Origin of the sequence: Methylobacterium gregans (assembly GCF_022179245.1) — a bacterium.
GTDB classification, from domain to species: domain Bacteria; phylum Pseudomonadota; class Alphaproteobacteria; order Rhizobiales; family Beijerinckiaceae; genus Methylobacterium; species Methylobacterium gregans.
Genome location: NZ_BPQM01000123.1, coordinates 14,132 through 31,490 on the forward strand (window position 1 = coordinate 14,132; position 17,359 = coordinate 31,490).

Below are 17,359 nucleotides of genomic sequence, written 5' to 3' on the forward strand. Positions count from 1 at the left end.
GGTCGCGCGCTGCTCCGGGCAAGAGTCCCGGATCGGGAATCGGGAGCGCCCTGCGCTCAAACGCGCGTCAAGCGGAAAGCCGGCAAGGATTGATCGAGGGGCAGGCCACTCCCACATGCGGATCAGGCCCCGCGGTCGCTTCGGGACCGCTCAAAGGCTTGACGCTCTGCCTCGAAAGGAGGGCACGACATGACCGATCTGAACCCGTCTCCTCTCACGCCGGCCGATCTCGATCCGGCCGAGTTCAACACCGCCGATCTCGCCGCGCTCGGCGAGGGGCACATCGCCTACGTTCGGCCGATCACCTCGGATGAGGTCAAGCGGATGTTCCCGCAGGCCCCGGATCTGAGCCCCGGGCTCGATCTCTTCGCCCTGCTGTCGGCCAGCGGCGCCCCCATCCTGCTCGCGGATTCCCGCGAGGTCGTGCTGGCCAACGCTTTCGCGCACGACCTGCAGCCGGTCAGCCTGCACTAACCGATCAGGGTCGCGCGCCGATCGCGACAGGGCGCAAGCCCCATCGGAGGCGCGCCCTGACGGCGCCAGGCTCCCCGTCCGGCGCCGTCAGACCGTCTCTCAGGCTGTCTCCGCGACCGCCCCGATCAGCCGCGCGATGTCCTGCGGGCGCGAGAGGCGGTGATCGCCGTCCGCGATCAGCGTGAGCACTGTGCCCTCGGCCGGAAGCCGGTGGAGGATCTTGAAGGCGTGCAGATGGGGTACGTCCGGGTCGCGCATTCCTTGGAGGATGTGGACCGGGCAGCCAAGGTCGAGCGGGCCGGTGAGGAGCCGGTTCCTCCGCCCATCCGCGATCAGTGCCATGGTGACCGGGTCGGGCTCCGGTGCGTAGGCGCTCTGGCGCAGCCAGACCCCGTCGCGCTCCAGGATGTCCCGCACGCTCTGCGGGAACTCGTCCCACATCAGATCCTCCGTGAAGTCGAGGGCCGGGGCGATCAGCACCAGCCCGGCGACCGGCCGACCGGCGGCGAGCCGCGCGCGGGCAGCCAGGCACGCGATCCAGCCGCCCATCGAGGAGCCGATCAGTACCGGGCGCTGCGGCGCGTGAGCCGCGATCACGGCTTGCGCATCCTCCAGCCAGGTCGAGATCGTGCAAGCCGCAAACTCTCCGCCGGATTGGCCGTGGCCCGTATAGTCGAAGCGCACGAAACGGCGCCCGGCCTGGTCCGCCCAGGCATCGACCGCCATCGCCTTGGTGGCGCCCATGTCGGAGCGGAAGCCGCCGAGCCAGACCACCGGCGGCCCGGCCCCGTCGCGCACCCGCACGGCGATCTCGCGCCGCGCCTCACCTTCTCCGACCGCGATGAATGCGGGGGCCTCGCCCGCCTTATCCGTCTGCGCCATCACCTTCTCCTTACGCGATGCTTCCCGGCCTGAACGCTTCAGCTTCAGGCTCCGTTTACCCGACCGTAAAGCCCGGGGCCGATCCTGTGACGATGCGTACGAGACAGAGGGTAGCGTTCCGCACATGACCGGCGAGACGCGCAGCCCCACCGGCTTTCCCACGCAGGCGCCCCCGCTGGCGGGCACCTGCGTGCTCCAGATCATCCCCGCGCTCGACGCAGGGGGCGCGGAGCGCACCACCGTGGACGTGGCCGCAGGTCTCGCGGCGGCGGGTGCGCGGGCGCTGGTCGCCACCGAGGGCGGCCGGCTGGTCGGCGAGCTGCAGGCCAAGGGCGGCGTCTGGGTGCCGTTCCCGGCGGGCTCCAAGAACCCGGCCGCGATGGCGCTCAATGTCGGGCGACTCGCGAGGCTCTGTCGGCGCGAGGGCGTGGGCCTCATCCATGCCCGCTCCCGCGCGCCGGCCTGGGTGGCGCTCGGCGCGGCGCGGCGGCTCGGGCTTCCCTTCGTCACGACCTATCACGGCAGCTATTCCGGCCGGACCGGCGTAAAGGTACTCTACAACTCGGTGATGGCCCGCGGCGACGCGGTGATCGCCAACTCGCACTACACCGCCGAGCTGATCCGCCGCCTCCACGCCGAGCAGGCGGGGGACCGGGTGCAGGTGATCCACCGCGGCACGGATCTCTCCGCCTTCACGCCGGTGGCGGTCGGACCGGGGCGGGTCGAGGCGCTCCGCCGCAGTTGGGGCGTGGCGCCGCACGAGCGCGTGGTCCTGCTCGCCGCCCGGCTGACCGCCTGGAAGGGGCACCGCGTCCTGATCGAGGCCGCCGCGCTGATGCGCGGACGGGGGATCGGCGACCTCGCGGTGGTGCTGGCGGGCGATCCGCAGGGACGGGAGGGCTACGTCCGCGAGATCGATGCCCTGATCGCCGCGCGCGGCCTCCAGGGCATCGTGCGGCGCGTGGGACACTGCACCGACATGCCGGCGGCCTTTCGCGCCGCCTCCGTGGTGGCGGTGCCCTCGGTCGAGCCCGAGGCCTTCGGCCGGGCCGCGGTCGAGGCGCAGGCGCTCGGCACGCCGGTCGTCGTCTCCGATCTCGGGGCGGTGCCCGAGACGGTGCTGAGCCCGCCCGACGTGGAGCCCGGCCAGCGCACGGGCTGGCGCGTGCCGGCAGGCGACGCCGACGCGCTCGCCGCGGCTTTGGGCGACGCCCTCACGCTCGGCGCCAGCGCCCGCGACGCGCTCGGTCGCCGGGCCCGCGCCCATGTCGAGGCGAACTTCTCGCTGGAGCGCATGGTCGGCGACACGCTCGACGTCTACGCGCGCCTCCTCGGCCGGGCGGCCTGACGGCGAAGTCGGGACCGTGAGGGATCTTGAAGCTGGGCCCGCGCGTTCTCACATTCGACGTGTTTTTCAGGAACCATCTTCGAAGAACTGCGCTTCGCACAGCCGAGGTATGTTGACTTGCCGCACGCTTGAGCCAAGGTGGGTTTATCCGGGATTGGCCGGAGCGGCGGCGGTCAGGACATCCTCGGACGGGTGTTCCGGGTCGCCTCTTCGTCGTTGCAGCAGGAGATAGCAGCCATTCGTAGACCTATGAGAGCCATGCCGGCCCCGCAGAAGGACGGGCCGCGCGCCAACCGGGACATTCGCGGCGTCCGCGACGTGCAGCTCATCGACGCTGACGGCCAGAACCGTGGCGTCGTCGCCTTCTTCGATGCCCTCCAGATGGCCGAGGAGGCCGGCCTCGACCTCGTCGAGATCGCCCCGAACTCCGCGCCGCCCGTCTGCAAGCTCCTCGATTACGGCCGCTTCCGCTTCAACGAGCAGAAGAAGCAGAACGAGGCCCGCAAGCGGCAGAAGACGGTCGAGGTCAAGGAGATCAAGCTCCGTCCCGGCATCGACAAGCACGACTACGACGTCAAGATGAAGTCGGTGCAGCGGTTCTTCGAGGAGGGCGACAAGGTCAAGGTGACCCTGCGCTTCCGCGGCCGCGAGATGGCTCACCAGGACCTCGGCCTGCGCCTCCTAGAGCGCGTGAAGCACGAGACCGCCGAGATCGCCAAGGTGGAGAGCGAGCCGATGCTCGAAGGCCGCCAGATGATCATGATCCTGGCGCCGCGCTAAAGGCAGCTCGCCCATCGAAACGCGTTCGCGCCGTCCCCGACCGGGACGGCGCTTTCGTTTGGGCGCCGTGCGGATTATCTCCCGCCCATGGCCCTCGCCCCCGAAGAGATCGAACGCTACGCCCGCCATCTCGTGCTCGCCGAGGTTGGCGGCCCCGGCCAGAACCGGTTGAAGGCCGCGCGCGTGCTCGTGATCGGGGCAGGCGGGCTCGGAGCGCCGCTGATCCAGTACCTCGCTGCGGCCGGCATCGGCACGATCGGCATCGTGGACGACGACACCGTTTCGCTCTCGAACCTGCAGCGGCAGGTGATCCACGGCACGCCCGATCTCGGACGGCCCAAGGTCGAGAGCGCGGGGGACGCCGTCGCGCGCCTCAACCCGCACGTCGCGGTCGTCGCCCACCCGCACCGGATCACGCCGGAAAACGCGGTCGACCTGATCGCCCAGTACGATCTGGTGGCGGACGGCTCGGACAATTTCGCCACCCGCTACGCCGTCTCCGACGCCTGCTTCCACGCGGGGCGGCCACTGGTCACCGCGGCGCTCGGCCGCTTCGACGGCTCGCTCACCACGATCCGGGCGCACGAGACGGACGCGGCGGGCCACCCGAACCCGACCTATCGCTGCCTCTTCCCCGAACCGCCGCCAGCCGGCTCGATCCCGCCCTGCGCGGAGGCCGGCGTGCTCGGCGCGCTCGCGGGCGTGATGGGCTCGCTGATGGCCATGGAGGTGATCCGGGCGGTAGCCGGCTTCGGCGAGCCGCTGGTCGGGCGGCTGCTCATGGTCGACGCGCGATCGATGCGCTTCGAGACGCTCCAGTACGGCTGGGATCCGGCGAACCCGCTCAGCGGCACCGTCTGAGGCGGGAGCTCGGGGCAGAAAGGCTCCGCCTCCGAGAGAGCACAGCAGCCTCCACCCATCCCGCGCAAGTTCCCCGCGCTCTCCCTCTCCCTACGCGGGGAGGGAGAGCGCATGGCGTCGGATCAGACCGCCTCGACCTTGCCGAGGCAGCACTTCTTGAACTTCTGGCCGCTGCCGCAGGGGCAGGGATCGTTGCGGCCGACATCCCGGTAGGGGTTCTGCTGCGGCAGGCCGGCGCCCTCCTCGGTCCAGGCGAGGTCGGAGAGCGGATCGTCCAGCGTGCCGTAGCTCCAGGCATCGAAGCGGCGCAGGTCGTCGGGCCGGTTCTCGGCCTTGCGCAGGGCCTCCTTGAACCAGCCCGCGTCGCTGAATGCGTCGGTGATGCGCCCGTCCCGGCGCGCCGCCTCGGCGCGGCCCGCCAGATCGCGGAAACCGAGGAGCGCGATCGTCTCCTCCCAGCCGATCCAGGCCGCGCCCTCCTCGACCGCGGCCTTCGCGTCGTCGAAGCGGACGAGCAGGGCGCGCATCGCGTCGCGGTCGATCCGGCCGGTGTGGCAGAGCGTGACGCAGGCCGAGAACAGCGATTGCCGGACGGCGTCATCGACCGTGCTGTCGCGGATCAGCGCGAAGACCGGCTCCGGATCCCCGTCGAACAGGCTCGCCACCACCTTCGCCAGGGTCGAGGTGACGGCGTCGCCGAGATACGCGTCGAGGGTGTCCTCGTCCTGGCGGAGCAGGCGCAGCAGCGGCGCGAGCGCCCGCGTATCGCGCGCGTGCGCCAGCACGTGCAGGCCCCAGAACAGGAGATTGGCCTCCCCCTCCTCGAGATCCGCGCCCGTGGCGGCGATCTCCAAGAGGCGGAGCGTCTCGGGCGCGACGACCTCCGGCCGCTCCAGCGCCCGGCGGAAGGCCGCCTTCGGCAGGTGCGTCGCGGCCGAGAGGTCGGCGAGCAGGATCGCGTCGTCCATGCTCCGCTCAGCCCCGCAGGGTCGCGCCGGTCTTGCGGGCGACCTCGGCCACGATCTTCTGGCTCACCGCCTCGATCTCGGCATCGGTCAGCGTGCGCTCGGTCGGCTGCAGCCGCACCGCGACCGCCACCGACTTCTGGCCCTCGGGAACGCCGGTGCCCTCGTAGAGGTCGAACACGTCGACACCCACGACGAGCTTGCGCTCAGCCGCCTGCGCGGCGCGCACGATCTCGCCGGCCGGCACGTCGCGGCCCACCACGAAGGCGAAGTCGCGGGCGAGCGGCTGAAGGTCGGAGAGCGCGAGCACCGGCTTCGTCTTGGTGGCCCGCTGCTTCGGCAGGGGCAGGGCGCCGAGATCGATCTCGAAGGCCACCAGCGTGCCCTTGAGGTCGAGCGCCTTCATCACCCGCGGGTGGATCTCGCCGAAATATCCGACCTGATTCTTCGGCCCGAACTGCAGCGTTCCGGAGCGGCCGGGATGCAGCCAGGCGGGGCCGCCGGCCACCACCTGCAGCCCGCCGGTCGGCACGCCGAGGGCGGCGAGCAGCGCGAGCGCGTCGGCCTTGGCCTGGAAAGCGTCGACCACGGGCGCCGCGCCGTCCCAGTTGCGGCCGGCTCCGGTGAAGCCCGCCGTGCCGCGGCGCACGGCCGTCGCCCGGATGCTCTGGCCCTCGGGCTGGTCGCTCGCAAAGCACTGGCCGACCTCGAAGAGGGCCGCGTCCGGGTAGCCTCGGTCGGCGTTGCGCTGCGCGGCGCGGAGCAAGCCCGGCACGAGGCTCGGGCGCATGTCGGAGAGGTCCGCGGCGATCGGGTTCGCCAGCACGAGGTCGGCACCGCCGCCGCCGAACAGCTCGGCATCGGCGTGAGGGATGAACGACCACGTCACGGCCTCCATCAGACCGCGGCCGGCGAGCGCCCGCCGGGCGAGCCGGGTGCGCTTCTGGATCGGCGTGAGGACGGCCTTCGCGACGGTCTCGGGGCGGGGCAGGGGCTTGGCCTCGATCCGGTCGAGCCCGGCGATGCGCACGATCTCCTCGACGAGGTCAGCCTTGCCCTCGATGTCGGGCCGCCAGGAGGGGGTGAGCACCTTCACCCGGTCGCCGGTGCCCACCACGTGGAAGCCGAGGGATTCGAGGATCACCTTCATCTCGACCCGCGGCAGGTCGATGCCGGCGAGGCGGCGCACCTCGGTCCAGGGGAAGTCGATGACCCGCTCGGTCTCGGGCATCTCGCCCGCGACGGTGGCCTCGGTCGGCGTGCCGCCGCAGATCTCGAGGACGAGCCGCGTGGCGTGGTCGAGGCCCGGCAGCGTCGAGGCGGGGTCGACGCCGCGCTCGAAGCGGTAGCGCGCATCGGTCACCACGCCGAGGCGGCGGCCGGTCTGGGCGATGTTCTGCGGGTTCCACAGGGCCGACTCGATCAACACGTCGGTCGTGGTCTCGTCGCAGCCCGTGGCCTCGCCGCCGATGATGCCGGCGATCGACTCGACGCCCGCCTCGTCGGCGATCACCACGGTCTCGGGGCCGGGCCGGTACTCGCGCCCGTCGAGAGCCTTGAGGGTCTCGTCCGCTCGGGCGAGGCGCACGGTGAGGCCGCCCTTGACCTTGGCGGCGTCGAAGACGTGCAGCGGCCGGCCGCGGTCGAAGGTCATGTAGTTGGTGATGTCGACGAGCGCGTTGATCGGGCGGAGGCCGATCGCCCGCAGCCGCGCCTGCATCCAGTCGGGCGAGGGCCCGTTCCGGACGCCCCGCACGAGGCGGAGCGCGAAGAGAGGTGCGAGATCGCGGTGCTGCGCGTGCAGGTCGAGCGTCACCGGCACGGGGCAGGGGCCCTCGCCGCGCACCGGAGGCTCGGGCGGGCGCTTCAGCGTGCCGAGGCCCGCCGCCGCGAGGTCGCGGGCGATGCCCGAGACCGCCGTGCAGTCCGGCCGGTTGGGCGTCAGGTTGATCTCGATGACCGGGTCGTCCAGCCCGGCATAGAGCGCGTAGGGCTGGCCGACCGGCGCGTCCTCGGGCAGGTCGAGGATGCCGTCATGGTCGTCGCCGAGGCCGAGCTCCGCGCCCGAGCAGAGCATGCCGCGGCTCTCGACGCCGCGGATCGTGCCGACCGACAGGGTGATGTTCTTGCCCGGCACGTAGGTGCCGGGGGGCGCGAAGACCGACTTCATGCCGGCCCGAGCGTTCGGCGCGCCGCAGACCACCTGGAGCGGCTGCCCGTCGCCGGCATCGACCATGCAGACGCGCAGCCGGTCGGCGTTCGGGTGCTGCTCGGCGGTGAGGACCTTCGCCACCACGTAGGGCTTCAGCGCGGCGGCCTTGTCCTCAATGCCCTCGACCTCCAGGCCGATGCGGGTCAGCGTCTCGGCGATCGCGTCGAGCGAGGCGCCGGTGTCGAGGTGGTCCTTGAGCCAGGAGAGGGTGAACTTCATCGGGGTGGTCCCTCGGCCAAGCGCCGCGCGGGCGCGCCGGTCAGGAGGCGCGGGCGGCGGCCGGAGCCGCCGACGGGATCAGGGGGTGAGGCCGGCGACCAGGCTCGGCACGTCGAGCGGGCGGAAGCCGTAATGGTCGAGCCAGCGTACATCCGCCTCGAAGAAGGGGCGCAGGTCCGGCATGCCGTATTTCAGCATGGCGATGCGGTCGAGGCCGACGCCGAAGGCGAAGCCCTGGACCTCGTCCGGATCGAGCCCGCAATTGCGCAGCACGTTCGGGTGGACCATGCCGCAGCCGAGGATCTCCAGCCAGTCGGTGCCCTCGCCGAAGCGGATCTCGCCGCCCTTGCGGGCGCACTGGATGTCGACCTCGGCCGACGGCTCGGTGAAGGGGAAGAACGAGGGGCGGAAGCGCATCTTCACCGCCTCGACCTCGAAGAAGGCGCGACAGAACTCCTCCAGCACCCACTTCAGGTTGGCGATGTTGGCGGCCTTGTCGATCACCAGGCCCTCGCACTGGTGGAACATCGGCGTGTGGGTCTGGTCCGAATCGTGCCGGTAGGTGCGGCCCGGAATGATCACGCGGATCGGCGGCGCCTTCGCCCGCATGGTGCGGATCTGCACCGGCGAGGTGTGGGTGCGCAGCACCTTGCGTTTCCCCTGGGCGTCTGGCGCCAGGAAGAACGTGTCGTGCATCTCGCGGGCCGGGTGGCCGGGCGGGAAGTTCAGCGCCGTGAAGTTCAGATCGTCCGTCTCGATGTCGGGCCCCTCGGCGACGGAGAAGCCCATATCGGCGAAGATCGCGGTGATCTCTTCCATCACCTGGGAGATCGGGTGGATGCGCCCGCGCGCGTCCGGCGCCTCGCGCACGGGCAGCGTGACGTCGACCCGCTCGGCGGCCAGACGCACTTCCAGCGCCGCCTCGGCCAGAGCCTCGCGGCGGCCGGCCAGCGCGCCCTGCACGCGGTCGCGCAGACCGTTGATCAGGGGGCCGCGCGCCTTGCGCTCGTCGGGCGTCATAGCGCCCAGCGTCTTCAGGAGCTCCGAGACACTGCCCTTCTTGCCGAGCGCCGCGACGCGCACGGTCTCCAGGGCGGCCTCGTCGGAGGCCGCCGCGACCTGGGACAGGAGATCGCGTTCGAGCGTGTCGAGGTCGGTCGTCGCCATGGTTCCGCTGGTCTGCTGGTTCGCCTGTGCCGGGGCGTTTGCGCGTTTGCCGGAGATCGCGCAAGCGCGCAAACGCCCGAGGGCAGGCTTCGAAAAGGAAAAGGCGCGACGCTCCCGGGGAGCGCCGCGCCTTGACTGCACCGGATGATGCGGATCGGGCTCAGGCGGCCTTCGAAATCAAGCAGCCTTGGCGGCCGGGAGAGCGGCCTTGGCCTTCTCGACGACGACGGCGAAGCTCGCCGGCTCGTGGATGGCGAGCTCCGAGAGCGCCTTGCGATCGACGACGATGCCGGACTTGGCCAGACCGTCGATGAAGCGCGAGTAGGTGAGGCCGTGCTCACGGACCGCGGCGTTGAGGCGCTGGATCCAGAGGGCGCGGAAGGTGCGCTTCTTGTTCTTGCGGTCGCGGTAGGCATACTGCATGCCCTTCTCGACCGCCTGCTTGGCGATGCGGATCGTATTCTTGCGGCGGCCGTAGTAGCCCTTGGCGGCCTTCAGAACCTTCTTGTGCTTCGCGTGACTCGTCACGCCGCGCTTGACGCGGGCCATGGGGGTATCTCCTGGACTTCTAGAAAGACAGATCGCGTACGGCGGTGAAGGACTTACCGCTGGTTGGGCAGGAAGTACTTCTTCACGTTGGCGGCGTCGCCCTCGAACAGGGTCGTGGTGCCGCGCAGGTTGCGGATCTGCTTCGTGGTCCGCTTGATCATCCCGTGGCGCTTGCCGGCCTGGGCGTACATCACCTTGCCGGTGCCGGTGATCTTGAAGCGCTTCTTGGCGCCCGACTTGGTCTTCAGCTTGGGCATTTGGCTCTCCGATGCGCAATGCCCTCCGTCCGGAGATCCGGGGAGGTTTGCGCGAAGTTGCTTCTGGTGGAGCAGCACGAGCCGCCACGGCAGCCCTACGGCCGGGCGGTTCGACGCGGGGCGGCTTATGACAGAAACGGAACGCCGCATCAATGGGCGCGCGGCCGTCCGGCGTTCAGGAAACGGCGGCCAAGCTCCAGAGGGTAGGGCGCCCCGCGCTGCGGGGAAAGCGGGGAGGGCGTTGCGCGGCGCACAAAACACCCGTGACGGGCGCGGCAGTGCGGAACCATAAACCTTGGCCGTCCGTTCTGTTCATGTCCCACTCAGGCCCGACCGGGTTAGATCCCCGTAACATTCCGGCCTTCACAGGAGACACTTTCGTGCGCATTGCCCAGATCGCCCCGCTCTCGGAGGCCGTGCCCCCGAAGTTCTACGGCGGCACCGAGCGCGTCGTCAGCTGGATCACCGAGGAGCTGGTCCGCCAGGGCCATGACGTCACCCTGTTCGCCAGCGGCGACTCGCAGACGAGCGCCAAGCTCGCCGCCTGCACGCCGGAGGGCCTGCGCCTACTCGGCTACCGCGACCACACGGCGAGCCACCTCGCGATGCTGCACCAGGTTCATCGCCGGGCGCACGAGTTCGACATCCTGCACTTCCACATCGACCTGCTTCAGTACCCGATGTTCGAGGACCTGAACCACAAGTGCGTCACCACGATGCACGGGCGCCTCGACGTGCCGGACTTCATGCCGGTCTACCGCACCTTCACGGGCATGCCGCTGGTCTCGATCTCCGACAACCAGCGCCTGCCGATGCCGCCGGACGTGAACTGGATCTCGACGATCCACCACGGCCTGCCGAAGGAGAACTGCCCGTTCTACCCCGAGTCGAAGGGCGGCTACCTTGCCTTCCTGGGCCGCATCTCCCCTGAGAAGCGCCCGGACCGCGCGATCGAGATGGCGATCCGCTCCGGCACGCCGCTGAAGATCGCCGCCAAGGTCGACAAGGCCGACCAGGAGTACTGGGACGAGGTGATCGAGCCGATGATCCACCACCCGCTGGTGGAGTATATCGGCGAGATCAACGAGGAGCAGAAGAAGGACTTCCTCGGCAACGCGCTGGCGCTCGCCTTCCCGATCGACTGGCCGGAGCCCTTCGGCCTGGTGATGATCGAGGCGATGTCGGCCGGCACGCCTGTGATCGCCTTCCGCAACGGCTCGGTCCCCGAGGTCATCAAGGACGGCGTCGGCGGCGTACTCTGCGATGACATGGACGACGCGGTCGCCGCGGTCGCCAAGGTCAAGACCATGAGCCGCGCGGGCGTCCGCCGTCACTTCGAGACCGCCTTCACGGCCGAGTGCATGGTGAAGAAGTACGTGGCCGCCTACGAGCAGCTGATCGCCCGCCAGGGCGAGGTGATCCGGATGCCGAAGGCCGCCGCCTTCACGCCGAACCTCGGCGACCTCAACGGCACCGCGCGCCCGGGCATCTCGGTCGCCGCGATGCCGGTCTGACGACCGGTGCCGGTCTGACGATCCGCGCGGCACAGGTCTCGCAAAGAGGTCCGCCAGGGTGCGATTCGCCCTGGCAGGCGCCGCGGAACCGCCTAACTCAGACGGTCACGAGGGCCGCCGCATCGCCCGATGCGGCGGCCCTGTCGATTCGCATCCTCGACATCACCCGAACCGGAGAGCTGAGCGCATGGCGGAGAGCGTGACGAAGGTGCAAGCGGTGACGCAGGCGGCCCTGCGCGGCTTCCAGGACGCAGACGAGGTGCTGCCGCCCTACCATATCGAGGCGCAGACCTCGCTGACGGAGCGGCCTCTGCGCTCCCTCAAGTTCGGCGAATCCTTCGGGGTGCTCGACGCCTACGGCGATATCGGCGTGCAGCCCGGCCCCGAGGGGCTCTACTTCCAGGACACGCGCTACCTCTCGCGCCTCGAACTCACCGTCGAGGACCAGCGCCCCATGATGCTGTCCTCCGTGATGCAGGACGACAACGGGGCGCTCAGCGTCGACATGACGACGCCCGACATCCGCCTCGACGCGCATGACGAGACGACGATCCCCCGCGAGGTGATCGCCATCGAGCGCACCAAGTTCCTGTTCCGGGGCGCCTGCTACGACCGGATCGGCCTGCGCTCCTACGATTCGCGCCATCGCACCCTGAAGATCGCGGTCGCGTTCGACGCCGATTACCGCGACCTGTTCGAGGTGCGCGGCACCGATCGACCGAGGCGGGGCAAGCGCGCCGTCCAGGTGGCGAGCGGCACGGAGGTGCAGTTCCGCTATGTCGGCCTCGACGAGATCGTGCGCACGACCTCGCTCCATTTCGGCCCGACGCCGAAGAGCCTGGAGCCGGGCCGCGCCGTGTTCGAGGTCTCCCTGCCGCCGGGCGGGCGCTGCTCGCTCTTCATCCGCGTGGTCTTCGAGGCGCACAAGGCCTTCACCAGCGCGCCCGCGGCCGAGCAGGTCGGCGAGGACGCCGCCGCCAAGCTCTCGCTCGCCGCCGGCAGCAGCGCGCCCAAGCCGCCGAAGGGCCTGTCCGAGGGCACGATCTTCGCCCGCGCCTACCGCGACACGCGGCGCGACCAGCGGGCGCTGACCGCCGGCATCACCACGATCATCTCGTCGAACGACCAGTTCAACGAGGGCGCCTGCCGGGCGACCGCCGACCTCTACATGCTGGCGAGCCGCACGCCGGAGGGCATCTACCCCTTCGCGGGCATCCCCTGGTACTCCACGGTGTTCGGGCGCGACGGCATCATCACGGCGATGATGACCCTCTGGATCGACCCGAACTTCGCCAAGGGCGTGCTGCGCTACCTTGCCTCGACTCAGGCCAAGGCGGTCGACCCGGCCGCCGACGCCCAACCCGGCAAGGTGCTGCACGAGACGCGCCGCGGCGAGATGGCGATGCTCGGGGAGGTGCCGTTCCGGCACTATTACGGCACGATCGACGGCACGCCGCTCTTCGTGATGCTGGCCTGGGAGTACTATTCCGTCACCGGTGACCGAGAGACGATCGCGAAGATCTGGCCGGCGCTCGAACTCGCGCTCACCTGGATGAACAGTTACGGCGACCGGGACGGCGACGGCTTCGTGGAGTACGCCCGCGACACCGAGAAGGGGCTGGAGAACCAGGGCTGGAAGGACAGCCACGACTCGATCTTCCACACGGACGGGCAGCTCGCCAAGGGCCCGATCGCGCTCTGCGAGGTGCAGGGCTACGTCTACGCCGCCAAGAACGGCATGGCGAAGCTGGCAAGCCTGCTGGGCCACGACGAGCTCGCCGAGACGCTGACCCACGAGGCGCGTACCTTGCGCGAGAAGTTCGACGCGGCCTTCTGGAACGAGGAGATCGGCACCTACGCGCTCGCGCTCGACGGAGCGAAGAAGCAGTGCGCGGTGCGCTCGTCCAATGCCGGCCACGCGCTCTTCACCGGCATCGCGCTCCCCGAGCGCGCGGCGCGGGTCGCCGAGAACCTGCTCTCGAAGGACGGGTTCAACGGCTGGGGCGTGCGCACGATCGCCCGCGGCGAGGCGCGCTACAACCCGATGTCCTACCACAACGGCTCGATCTGGCCGCACGACAACGCGATGATCGCGATGGGTCTGGCGCGCTACGACCTGAAGCCTGAGGCGGCGCGCATCTTCCAGGGCATGTTCGAGACCTCGCTCTACCAGGATGCGAAGCGCCTGCCGGAGCTGTTCTGCGGCTTCATGCGGCGGCGCCAGCGCGGGCCGGTCTCCTATCCGGTGGCCTGCAGCCCGCAGGCATGGGCAGCGGCCGCGCCCTTCGCCTTCCTGGCCGCCTGCCTCGGGATGGAGCTCGACCACGGGCGCAACCGCGTCCGCTTCCGCAACCCGATCCTGCCGCCCTTCCTCGACGGGATCTCGATCTACAACCTGAAGCTCGGGGAGAGCCGCCTCGATCTGCGCCTGCAGCGCCATCAGGACGACGTGACGGTCAGCGTCCTGCGCCGGACGGGGGACGCCCAGGTGGCGACGGTGAAGTAGGATCGGCCTCCGCGCTCTGGCCGAGTTCCAGCATCACCCCCGCGAAGTCGCCCCGCTGCCAGACCCGGCGGACCCGGAACGGCTGATCGAAGCGGGCGATCTGGAGCCGGAACGTCTCGGCGAGCGGGTGACGGCGGGCGATCGACAGCCGCGCGCCGCCCGTCGAGATGTCGCGGATCACGCAGACCTGCACGGTGCCGTCCGGCAGCAGGGCCGAGGCCGGGATCATGGCCGGGACGCGCGTGGCTACGCGCCGGCTCATATCCTGGCTCGGATCCCGGCTCGGGTCGGAGGGATCGCGGCTCGCGCCAGCAGCTGGGGCAGTCATGGATGGCGGGGTGGTCGTGGTGCGGTCGGTCCGTCCGTCACAGCACGGCGGCTGTAAAGCCGGGCTTGCACCGATACCCGCGTTTTCGCGGTTTCCCCGCGAAAACGCCTCCCTTAGAGGAGCGGGACCCCGCGATGGCCGCTCCGCGAGACCCCGCCATGTCAGACACCGCCCTGTCAGGCCCTGCAACGCCCCCCGACGCCCTCGCCCTCGCCCAGGCCCTGATCCGCTGCCCCTCCGTGACGCCGGAGGAGGGCGGCGCGCTCGACCTGCTGGCCCGCGTGCTGGGCGACGCGGGCTTCGCGGTCGAGCGCCCGGTCTTCTCGGAGGCGGGCACGCCGGACATCCAGAACCTCTACGCTCGGCTCGGCACCGCGGCGCCCTGCCTCGTCTTCGCCGGACACACCGACGTGGTGCCGCCGGGCGACGCGGGCTCCTGGCGGCACGACCCGTTCGGCGGCGAGGTGGCGGACGGGATGCTCTACGGGCGCGGCGCCGCCGACATGAAGGGCGGCATCGCCTGCTGGCTCGCCGCGACGCTGGCTCATCTGCGCGCGCACGGCCGGCCGGCGGGCTCGATCGCCTTCCTGATCACCGGCGACGAGGAGGGGCCGGCGGTCAACGGCACGGTGAAGCTCCTCGACTGGGCACGGGCGCGCGGCGAGCGCTTCGACCATTGCGTGCTGGGCGAGCCGACGAACCCGGCAGCACTCGGCGACATGATCAAGATCGGCCGGCGCGGCTCGCTGACGGGCCGGATCACCGTGCACGGGCGCCAGGGCCACGTCGCCTACCCGCACCGGGCCGAGAACCCGATCCCCGGGATGCTGCGCCTCGCCGCCGCCCTGCTCGCCGAACCGCTCGACACCGGCACCGCGCATTTCGACGCCTCGAACCTCGAATTCACCACGCTGGACGTCGGCAACCCGTCCACCAACGTGATCCCGGCCGAGGCACGGGCCACGTTCAACATCCGCTTCAACGACACGTGGACGGCCGAGACGCTCGGCGCCGAGATCCGGGCGCGCCTGGAGCGGGCGGCGGGCAACGCGGTGCGGTTCAGCCTCGATCTGCTGCCCTCGAATTCCCCGGCCTTCCTGACGCAACCCGACGCCTTCGTGGACCTCGTCTCCGACGCGATCCTGGCCGAGACCGGCCGCCGCCCGGCGCTCTCGACCACCGGCGGCACCTCGGACGCGCGCTTCATCAAGGACGCCTGCCCGGTCATCGAGTTCGGCCTCGTCGGCGAGACCATGCATCAGGTCGACGAGTGCGTGGCGGTCGCCGACCTGGAGCGGCTCACCGCGATCTACCGCCGGGTGCTGGCGGCGTATTTTGCGCGCTGACCGGCCGGGGGGCTCAGCCCGCCGGCGCGTAGCGGCGCACCATCTCGGCGCAGAAGGCGGCGTACTCGGCCGGGTCGAGCGGCGGGCTGGTGTGGTGCGGGCTGATGCCCCGGTGTTCGGGCGTGAAGCAGAAGGTCAGCGTCACCGAGAAGTCCTGCAGGGCCGCCATCTGGCGGTCGAACCAGTCGAGGGCGTTCGGCCGGAAGCTGTCGGCCCAGGAGAGGCCGGTGCGCAGATGCGTCACGCCGAGGCGGCGCATCCAGTCGACCGCCGCGTCGAGGCGGTGGTCCTCGAAGTGGAACCACTGGCACAGGCCGAGATCCGGCGTGTGCCGGGCGAATTCCTCCAGCGCCAGCTTCGGCGTGCCGTCCTGGCGCAGCAGGCCCATATGGAAGTGGCGGTAGTAGGAGGAGCCCTCGGCCTCCTTGTGGCGGGTCGTGGCCTCCCATTCCCGCGGCAGATCGTAGAGACTGTACCAGTGGATGCGCGGGGCCTCCCCCTTGAGGAGTTCCGCGGTGCGGCCGCAGCCCCAGGCCTGGACCTCCTCGGCACCGAAGCTCGACACGCCGACCTCCGAGACCCAGACGGGCAGGGCGGTGACCGCCCGGATCTCGGCGATCTTCCCGGGCCATTCGTGAATCTGCCAGAGGTTCCAGTCGAGCGGGAAGCCGTGGACCGCCACCGCCTCCAGGTGCTCCAGCACGCCGCGGGCCGCCATGTTGCGGATGAAGACCGGGTCGATCGGCGAGATGCCGCCGAGCACCCGCGGCAGGGTCGGGTTGACCTCGCGGATCGCGCGGGCGGCCCCCTTCACCATCTCGGCGAAGAGCATCCAGTCGGGGTCGAGCTCCGGATCCCAGTGCGACTTGTTGTTGGGCTCGTTCCAGAGCATCACGGCTTCGATCATCGGGCTCCCTCGGCAGCGCGTGCCGGATAGACCGCCCCCGGCGCGTAGGGGAGCGGGGCGCTGCGGCAGATATAGACCTCGGCCTCCGGCCGGCTCTCGATGCGGAAGCCCGCGGCGCGCAGCATCGCCTCGATGCCGGCGCGGTTGGGGATCCACCAGTTGGTCCAGTCATGCGCGTATTCGCGCTCGACGAAGTGCAGCCGCGGGAAACCGGGGCGCTCGAACGGGTCCATGTCCCAGAAGTCGTAATCCTCGGCCAGGGGCTCGATCGCGGGCGAGCCGCGCAGCATCGACTGGAACACGAAGAGGTCGGCCGCGACGTGCTCACGGATCAGGTCGAGGGCGAGCAGCGGGTGGCGCAGGTGGTAGAGCACCCCCATGAACAGCACCACGTCGAAGCGCTCGGCCAGCGCCCCGACATCGTAGACCGAGAGGTTGCGGAACTCGACCTCGAGCCCGAGCCGGGCGGCGGCGAAGCGCGCTTGCGCGAGGTAATGCTCGTCCGAATTGAGCCCGAGGACGCGTGCGGCCCCGCGCCGCTTCATCTCCAGGCTGTAGAAGCCGGCGTTGCAGCCGATGTCGAGCACGCTGCGGCCGGTGAGATCCTGCGGGATCGCGTGCGCGAAGCGGGCCCATTTCACCGCCGGGTAGTCGCCGAGGAAATGGTCGGGCGCGGTCGCGATCCCGTCGATCGCGATGTTGTGGAACCAGGGCGCCAGCGCGGCGATCTCGCAGGCGAGCGCCGCCCGGGCATCCGCCGGGCTCGGGGCGGCGGCACTCATGCGGGGCTCCGTTCGTTCCAGGCGACGAGTCGGCCGCCGCCGGGCCAGAGCGCGAACTCGCAGAGCCCGGCGGGCGACAGCGCGAGGCTGTCGTAGGCGTCGAGCCCGAGGCCGAGCAGCGTGAGCCCGGCGACCCGGATCGGCTCGGCGTGGCTCACCAGGATCACGGGCGGCCCGTCCTCCCGGAACCGGTCGAGCAGGGCGCCCATCCGGGCGGCGATCTCGGCAGCGCTCTCGCCCTCGGGCGGGCGGGCGCTGCCGC

At 70.7% G+C, this 17,359-nt stretch carries 17 protein-coding genes; 7 read left to right on the forward strand and 10 right to left on the reverse strand.

Going from position 1 to position 17,359, the window contains the following annotated elements; translation table 11 throughout:
• Positions 1–189 precede the first annotated feature (189 nt).
• On the forward strand, positions 190–474 hold the full coding sequence (locus MFF54_RS21540) for a BQ00720 family protein (RefSeq protein WP_238306284.1): 285 nt from the start codon (positions 190–192) through the stop codon (positions 472–474).
• Between the two features lie 99 nt (positions 475–573).
• On the opposite strand, the gene MFF54_RS21545 is transcribed toward MFF54_RS21540, so the two are convergent.
• Positions 574–1,356, reverse strand: coding sequence for an alpha/beta fold hydrolase (locus tag MFF54_RS21545; protein ID WP_238306291.1), 783 nt, complete (start codon positions 1,354–1,356; stop codon positions 574–576).
• A 124-nt stretch (positions 1,357–1,480) separates the two neighbouring features.
• On the opposite strand from MFF54_RS21545, the gene MFF54_RS21550 reads away from it, so the two are divergent.
• From MFF54_RS21550 to MFF54_RS21560, 3 genes are all read left to right on the forward strand, one after another.
• On the forward strand, positions 1,481–2,704 hold the full coding sequence (locus MFF54_RS21550) for a glycosyltransferase family 4 protein (RefSeq protein WP_238306301.1): 1,224 nt from the start codon (positions 1,481–1,483) through the stop codon (positions 2,702–2,704).
• 258 nt (positions 2,705–2,962) lie between these two features.
• Complete coding sequence (gene infC / locus MFF54_RS21555; protein WP_238230070.1) at positions 2,963–3,484, forward strand: translation initiation factor IF-3; 522 nt, start codon at positions 2,963–2,965, stop codon at positions 3,482–3,484.
• Positions 3,485–3,571: 87 nt separating this feature from the next.
• A complete protein-coding gene (locus MFF54_RS21560; RefSeq protein ID WP_238306315.1) occupies positions 3,572–4,345 on the forward strand; it encodes a HesA/MoeB/ThiF family protein in 774 nt (257 codons plus the stop codon).
• A 122-nt stretch (positions 4,346–4,467) separates the two neighbouring features.
• Here MFF54_RS21560 and MFF54_RS21565 read toward each other — a convergent pair whose 3' ends face one another.
• The 5 genes from MFF54_RS21565 to rpmI form a co-directional block, all read right to left on the reverse strand.
• A complete protein-coding gene (locus tag MFF54_RS21565; protein WP_238306316.1) occupies positions 4,468–5,313 on the reverse strand; it encodes a DUF1186 domain-containing protein in 846 nt (281 codons plus the stop codon).
• 7 nt (positions 5,314–5,320) lie between these two features.
• Complete coding sequence (gene pheT, locus MFF54_RS21570; RefSeq protein WP_238306317.1) at positions 5,321–7,741, reverse strand: phenylalanine--tRNA ligase subunit beta; 2,421 nt, start codon at positions 7,739–7,741, stop codon at positions 5,321–5,323.
• A 78-nt stretch (positions 7,742–7,819) separates the two neighbouring features.
• Positions 7,820–8,908 carry a phenylalanine--tRNA ligase subunit alpha gene (gene pheS, locus MFF54_RS21575; RefSeq protein WP_238306318.1) on the reverse strand — a complete coding sequence of 363 codons (1,089 nt, stop codon included), beginning with the start codon at positions 8,906–8,908 and terminating at the stop codon, positions 7,820–7,822.
• A 177-nt stretch (positions 8,909–9,085) separates the two neighbouring features.
• Positions 9,086–9,457 (reverse strand): 50S ribosomal protein L20, encoded by a 372-nt coding sequence (rplT, locus tag MFF54_RS21580; RefSeq protein ID WP_066926412.1) that lies wholly within the window; start codon positions 9,455–9,457, stop codon positions 9,086–9,088.
• Positions 9,458–9,510: 53 nt separating this feature from the next.
• The gene (gene rpmI, locus MFF54_RS21585; protein ID WP_056244427.1) at positions 9,511–9,714 is read right to left on the reverse strand and encodes a 50S ribosomal protein L35; all 204 of its coding nucleotides are present in this window, start codon (positions 9,712–9,714) and stop codon (positions 9,511–9,513) included.
• A gap of 380 nt (positions 9,715–10,094) precedes the next feature.
• Between rpmI and MFF54_RS21590 the strand changes: the two genes are divergently transcribed.
• Complete coding sequence (locus tag MFF54_RS21590; protein ID WP_238306319.1) at positions 10,095–11,228, forward strand: glycosyltransferase family 4 protein; 1,134 nt, start codon at positions 10,095–10,097, stop codon at positions 11,226–11,228.
• Between the two features lie 187 nt (positions 11,229–11,415).
• Positions 11,416–13,734 carry an amylo-alpha-1,6-glucosidase gene (locus MFF54_RS21595; RefSeq protein WP_238306320.1) on the forward strand — a complete coding sequence of 773 codons (2,319 nt, stop codon included), beginning with the start codon at positions 11,416–11,418 and terminating at the stop codon, positions 13,732–13,734.
• Here MFF54_RS21595 and MFF54_RS21600 read toward each other — a convergent pair.
• Positions 13,685–13,996 (reverse strand): PilZ domain-containing protein, encoded by a 312-nt coding sequence (locus tag MFF54_RS21600; protein WP_238306321.1) that lies wholly within the window; start codon positions 13,994–13,996, stop codon positions 13,685–13,687. The genes MFF54_RS21595 and MFF54_RS21600 overlap by 50 nt on opposite strands.
• Positions 13,997–14,220: 224 nt before the next feature.
• Here MFF54_RS21600 and dapE point away from each other — a divergent pair, with 224 nt between their 5' ends.
• On the forward strand, positions 14,221–15,408 hold the full coding sequence (dapE, locus tag MFF54_RS21605; RefSeq protein WP_238306322.1) for a succinyl-diaminopimelate desuccinylase: 1,188 nt from the start codon (positions 14,221–14,223) through the stop codon (positions 15,406–15,408).
• A gap of 13 nt (positions 15,409–15,421) precedes the next feature.
• On the opposite strand, the gene MFF54_RS21610 is transcribed toward dapE, so the two are convergent.
• The 3 genes from MFF54_RS21610 to MFF54_RS21620 form a co-directional block, all read right to left on the reverse strand.
• Positions 15,422–16,315 carry a glycoside hydrolase 5 family protein gene (locus tag MFF54_RS21610; RefSeq protein ID WP_238306323.1) on the reverse strand — a complete coding sequence of 298 codons (894 nt, stop codon included), beginning with the start codon at positions 16,313–16,315 and terminating at the stop codon, positions 15,422–15,424.
• Entirely contained in the window at positions 16,312–17,097 is a 786-nt protein-coding gene (locus MFF54_RS21615; RefSeq protein ID WP_238306324.1) for a TIGR04290 family methyltransferase, read from the reverse strand. The genes MFF54_RS21610 and MFF54_RS21615 overlap by 4 nt, the downstream gene beginning before the upstream one ends.
• A partial coding sequence (locus MFF54_RS21620; RefSeq protein WP_238306325.1) for a histidine phosphatase family protein occupies positions 17,094–17,359 on the reverse strand: 266 nt, incomplete at its 5' end. The genes MFF54_RS21620 and MFF54_RS21615, both read right to left, overlap by 4 nt.

Excerpts from the sequence above, each read along its gene's own strand:
- MFF54_RS21560 (WP_238306315.1), top strand. The coding sequence starts at position 3,572 with ATGGCCCTCGCCCCCGAAGAGATCGAACGCTACGCCCGCCATCTCGTG.
- MFF54_RS21615 (WP_238306324.1), bottom strand. The coding sequence starts at position 17,097 with ATGAGTGCCGCCGCCCCGAGCCCGGCGGATGCCCGGGCGGCGCTCGCC.
- dapE (WP_238306322.1), top strand. The coding sequence starts at position 14,221 with ATGTCAGACACCGCCCTGTCAGGCCCTGCAACGCCCCCCGACGCCCTC.
- pheT (WP_238306317.1), bottom strand. The coding sequence starts at position 7,741 with ATGAAGTTCACCCTCTCCTGGCTCAAGGACCACCTCGACACCGGCGCC.
- MFF54_RS21565 (WP_238306316.1), bottom strand. The coding sequence starts at position 5,313 with ATGGACGACGCGATCCTGCTCGCCGACCTCTCGGCCGCGACGCACCTG.
- MFF54_RS21540 (WP_238306284.1), top strand. The coding sequence starts at position 190 with ATGACCGATCTGAACCCGTCTCCTCTCACGCCGGCCGATCTCGATCCG.
- rpmI (WP_056244427.1), bottom strand. The coding sequence starts at position 9,714 with ATGCCCAAGCTGAAGACCAAGTCGGGCGCCAAGAAGCGCTTCAAGATC.
- MFF54_RS21545 (WP_238306291.1), bottom strand. The coding sequence starts at position 1,356 with ATGGCGCAGACGGATAAGGCGGGCGAGGCCCCCGCATTCATCGCGGTC.
- pheS (WP_238306318.1), bottom strand. The coding sequence starts at position 8,908 with ATGGCGACGACCGACCTCGACACGCTCGAACGCGATCTCCTGTCCCAG.
- rplT (WP_066926412.1), bottom strand. The coding sequence starts at position 9,457 with ATGGCCCGCGTCAAGCGCGGCGTGACGAGTCACGCGAAGCACAAGAAG.
- MFF54_RS21595 (WP_238306320.1), top strand. The coding sequence starts at position 11,416 with ATGGCGGAGAGCGTGACGAAGGTGCAAGCGGTGACGCAGGCGGCCCTG.
- MFF54_RS21600 (WP_238306321.1), bottom strand. The coding sequence starts at position 13,996 with ATGAGCCGGCGCGTAGCCACGCGCGTCCCGGCCATGATCCCGGCCTCG.
- infC (WP_238230070.1), top strand. The coding sequence starts at position 2,963 with ATGCCGGCCCCGCAGAAGGACGGGCCGCGCGCCAACCGGGACATTCGC.
- MFF54_RS21550 (WP_238306301.1), top strand. The coding sequence starts at position 1,481 with ATGACCGGCGAGACGCGCAGCCCCACCGGCTTTCCCACGCAGGCGCCC.
- MFF54_RS21610 (WP_238306323.1), bottom strand. The coding sequence starts at position 16,315 with ATGATCGAAGCCGTGATGCTCTGGAACGAGCCCAACAACAAGTCGCAC.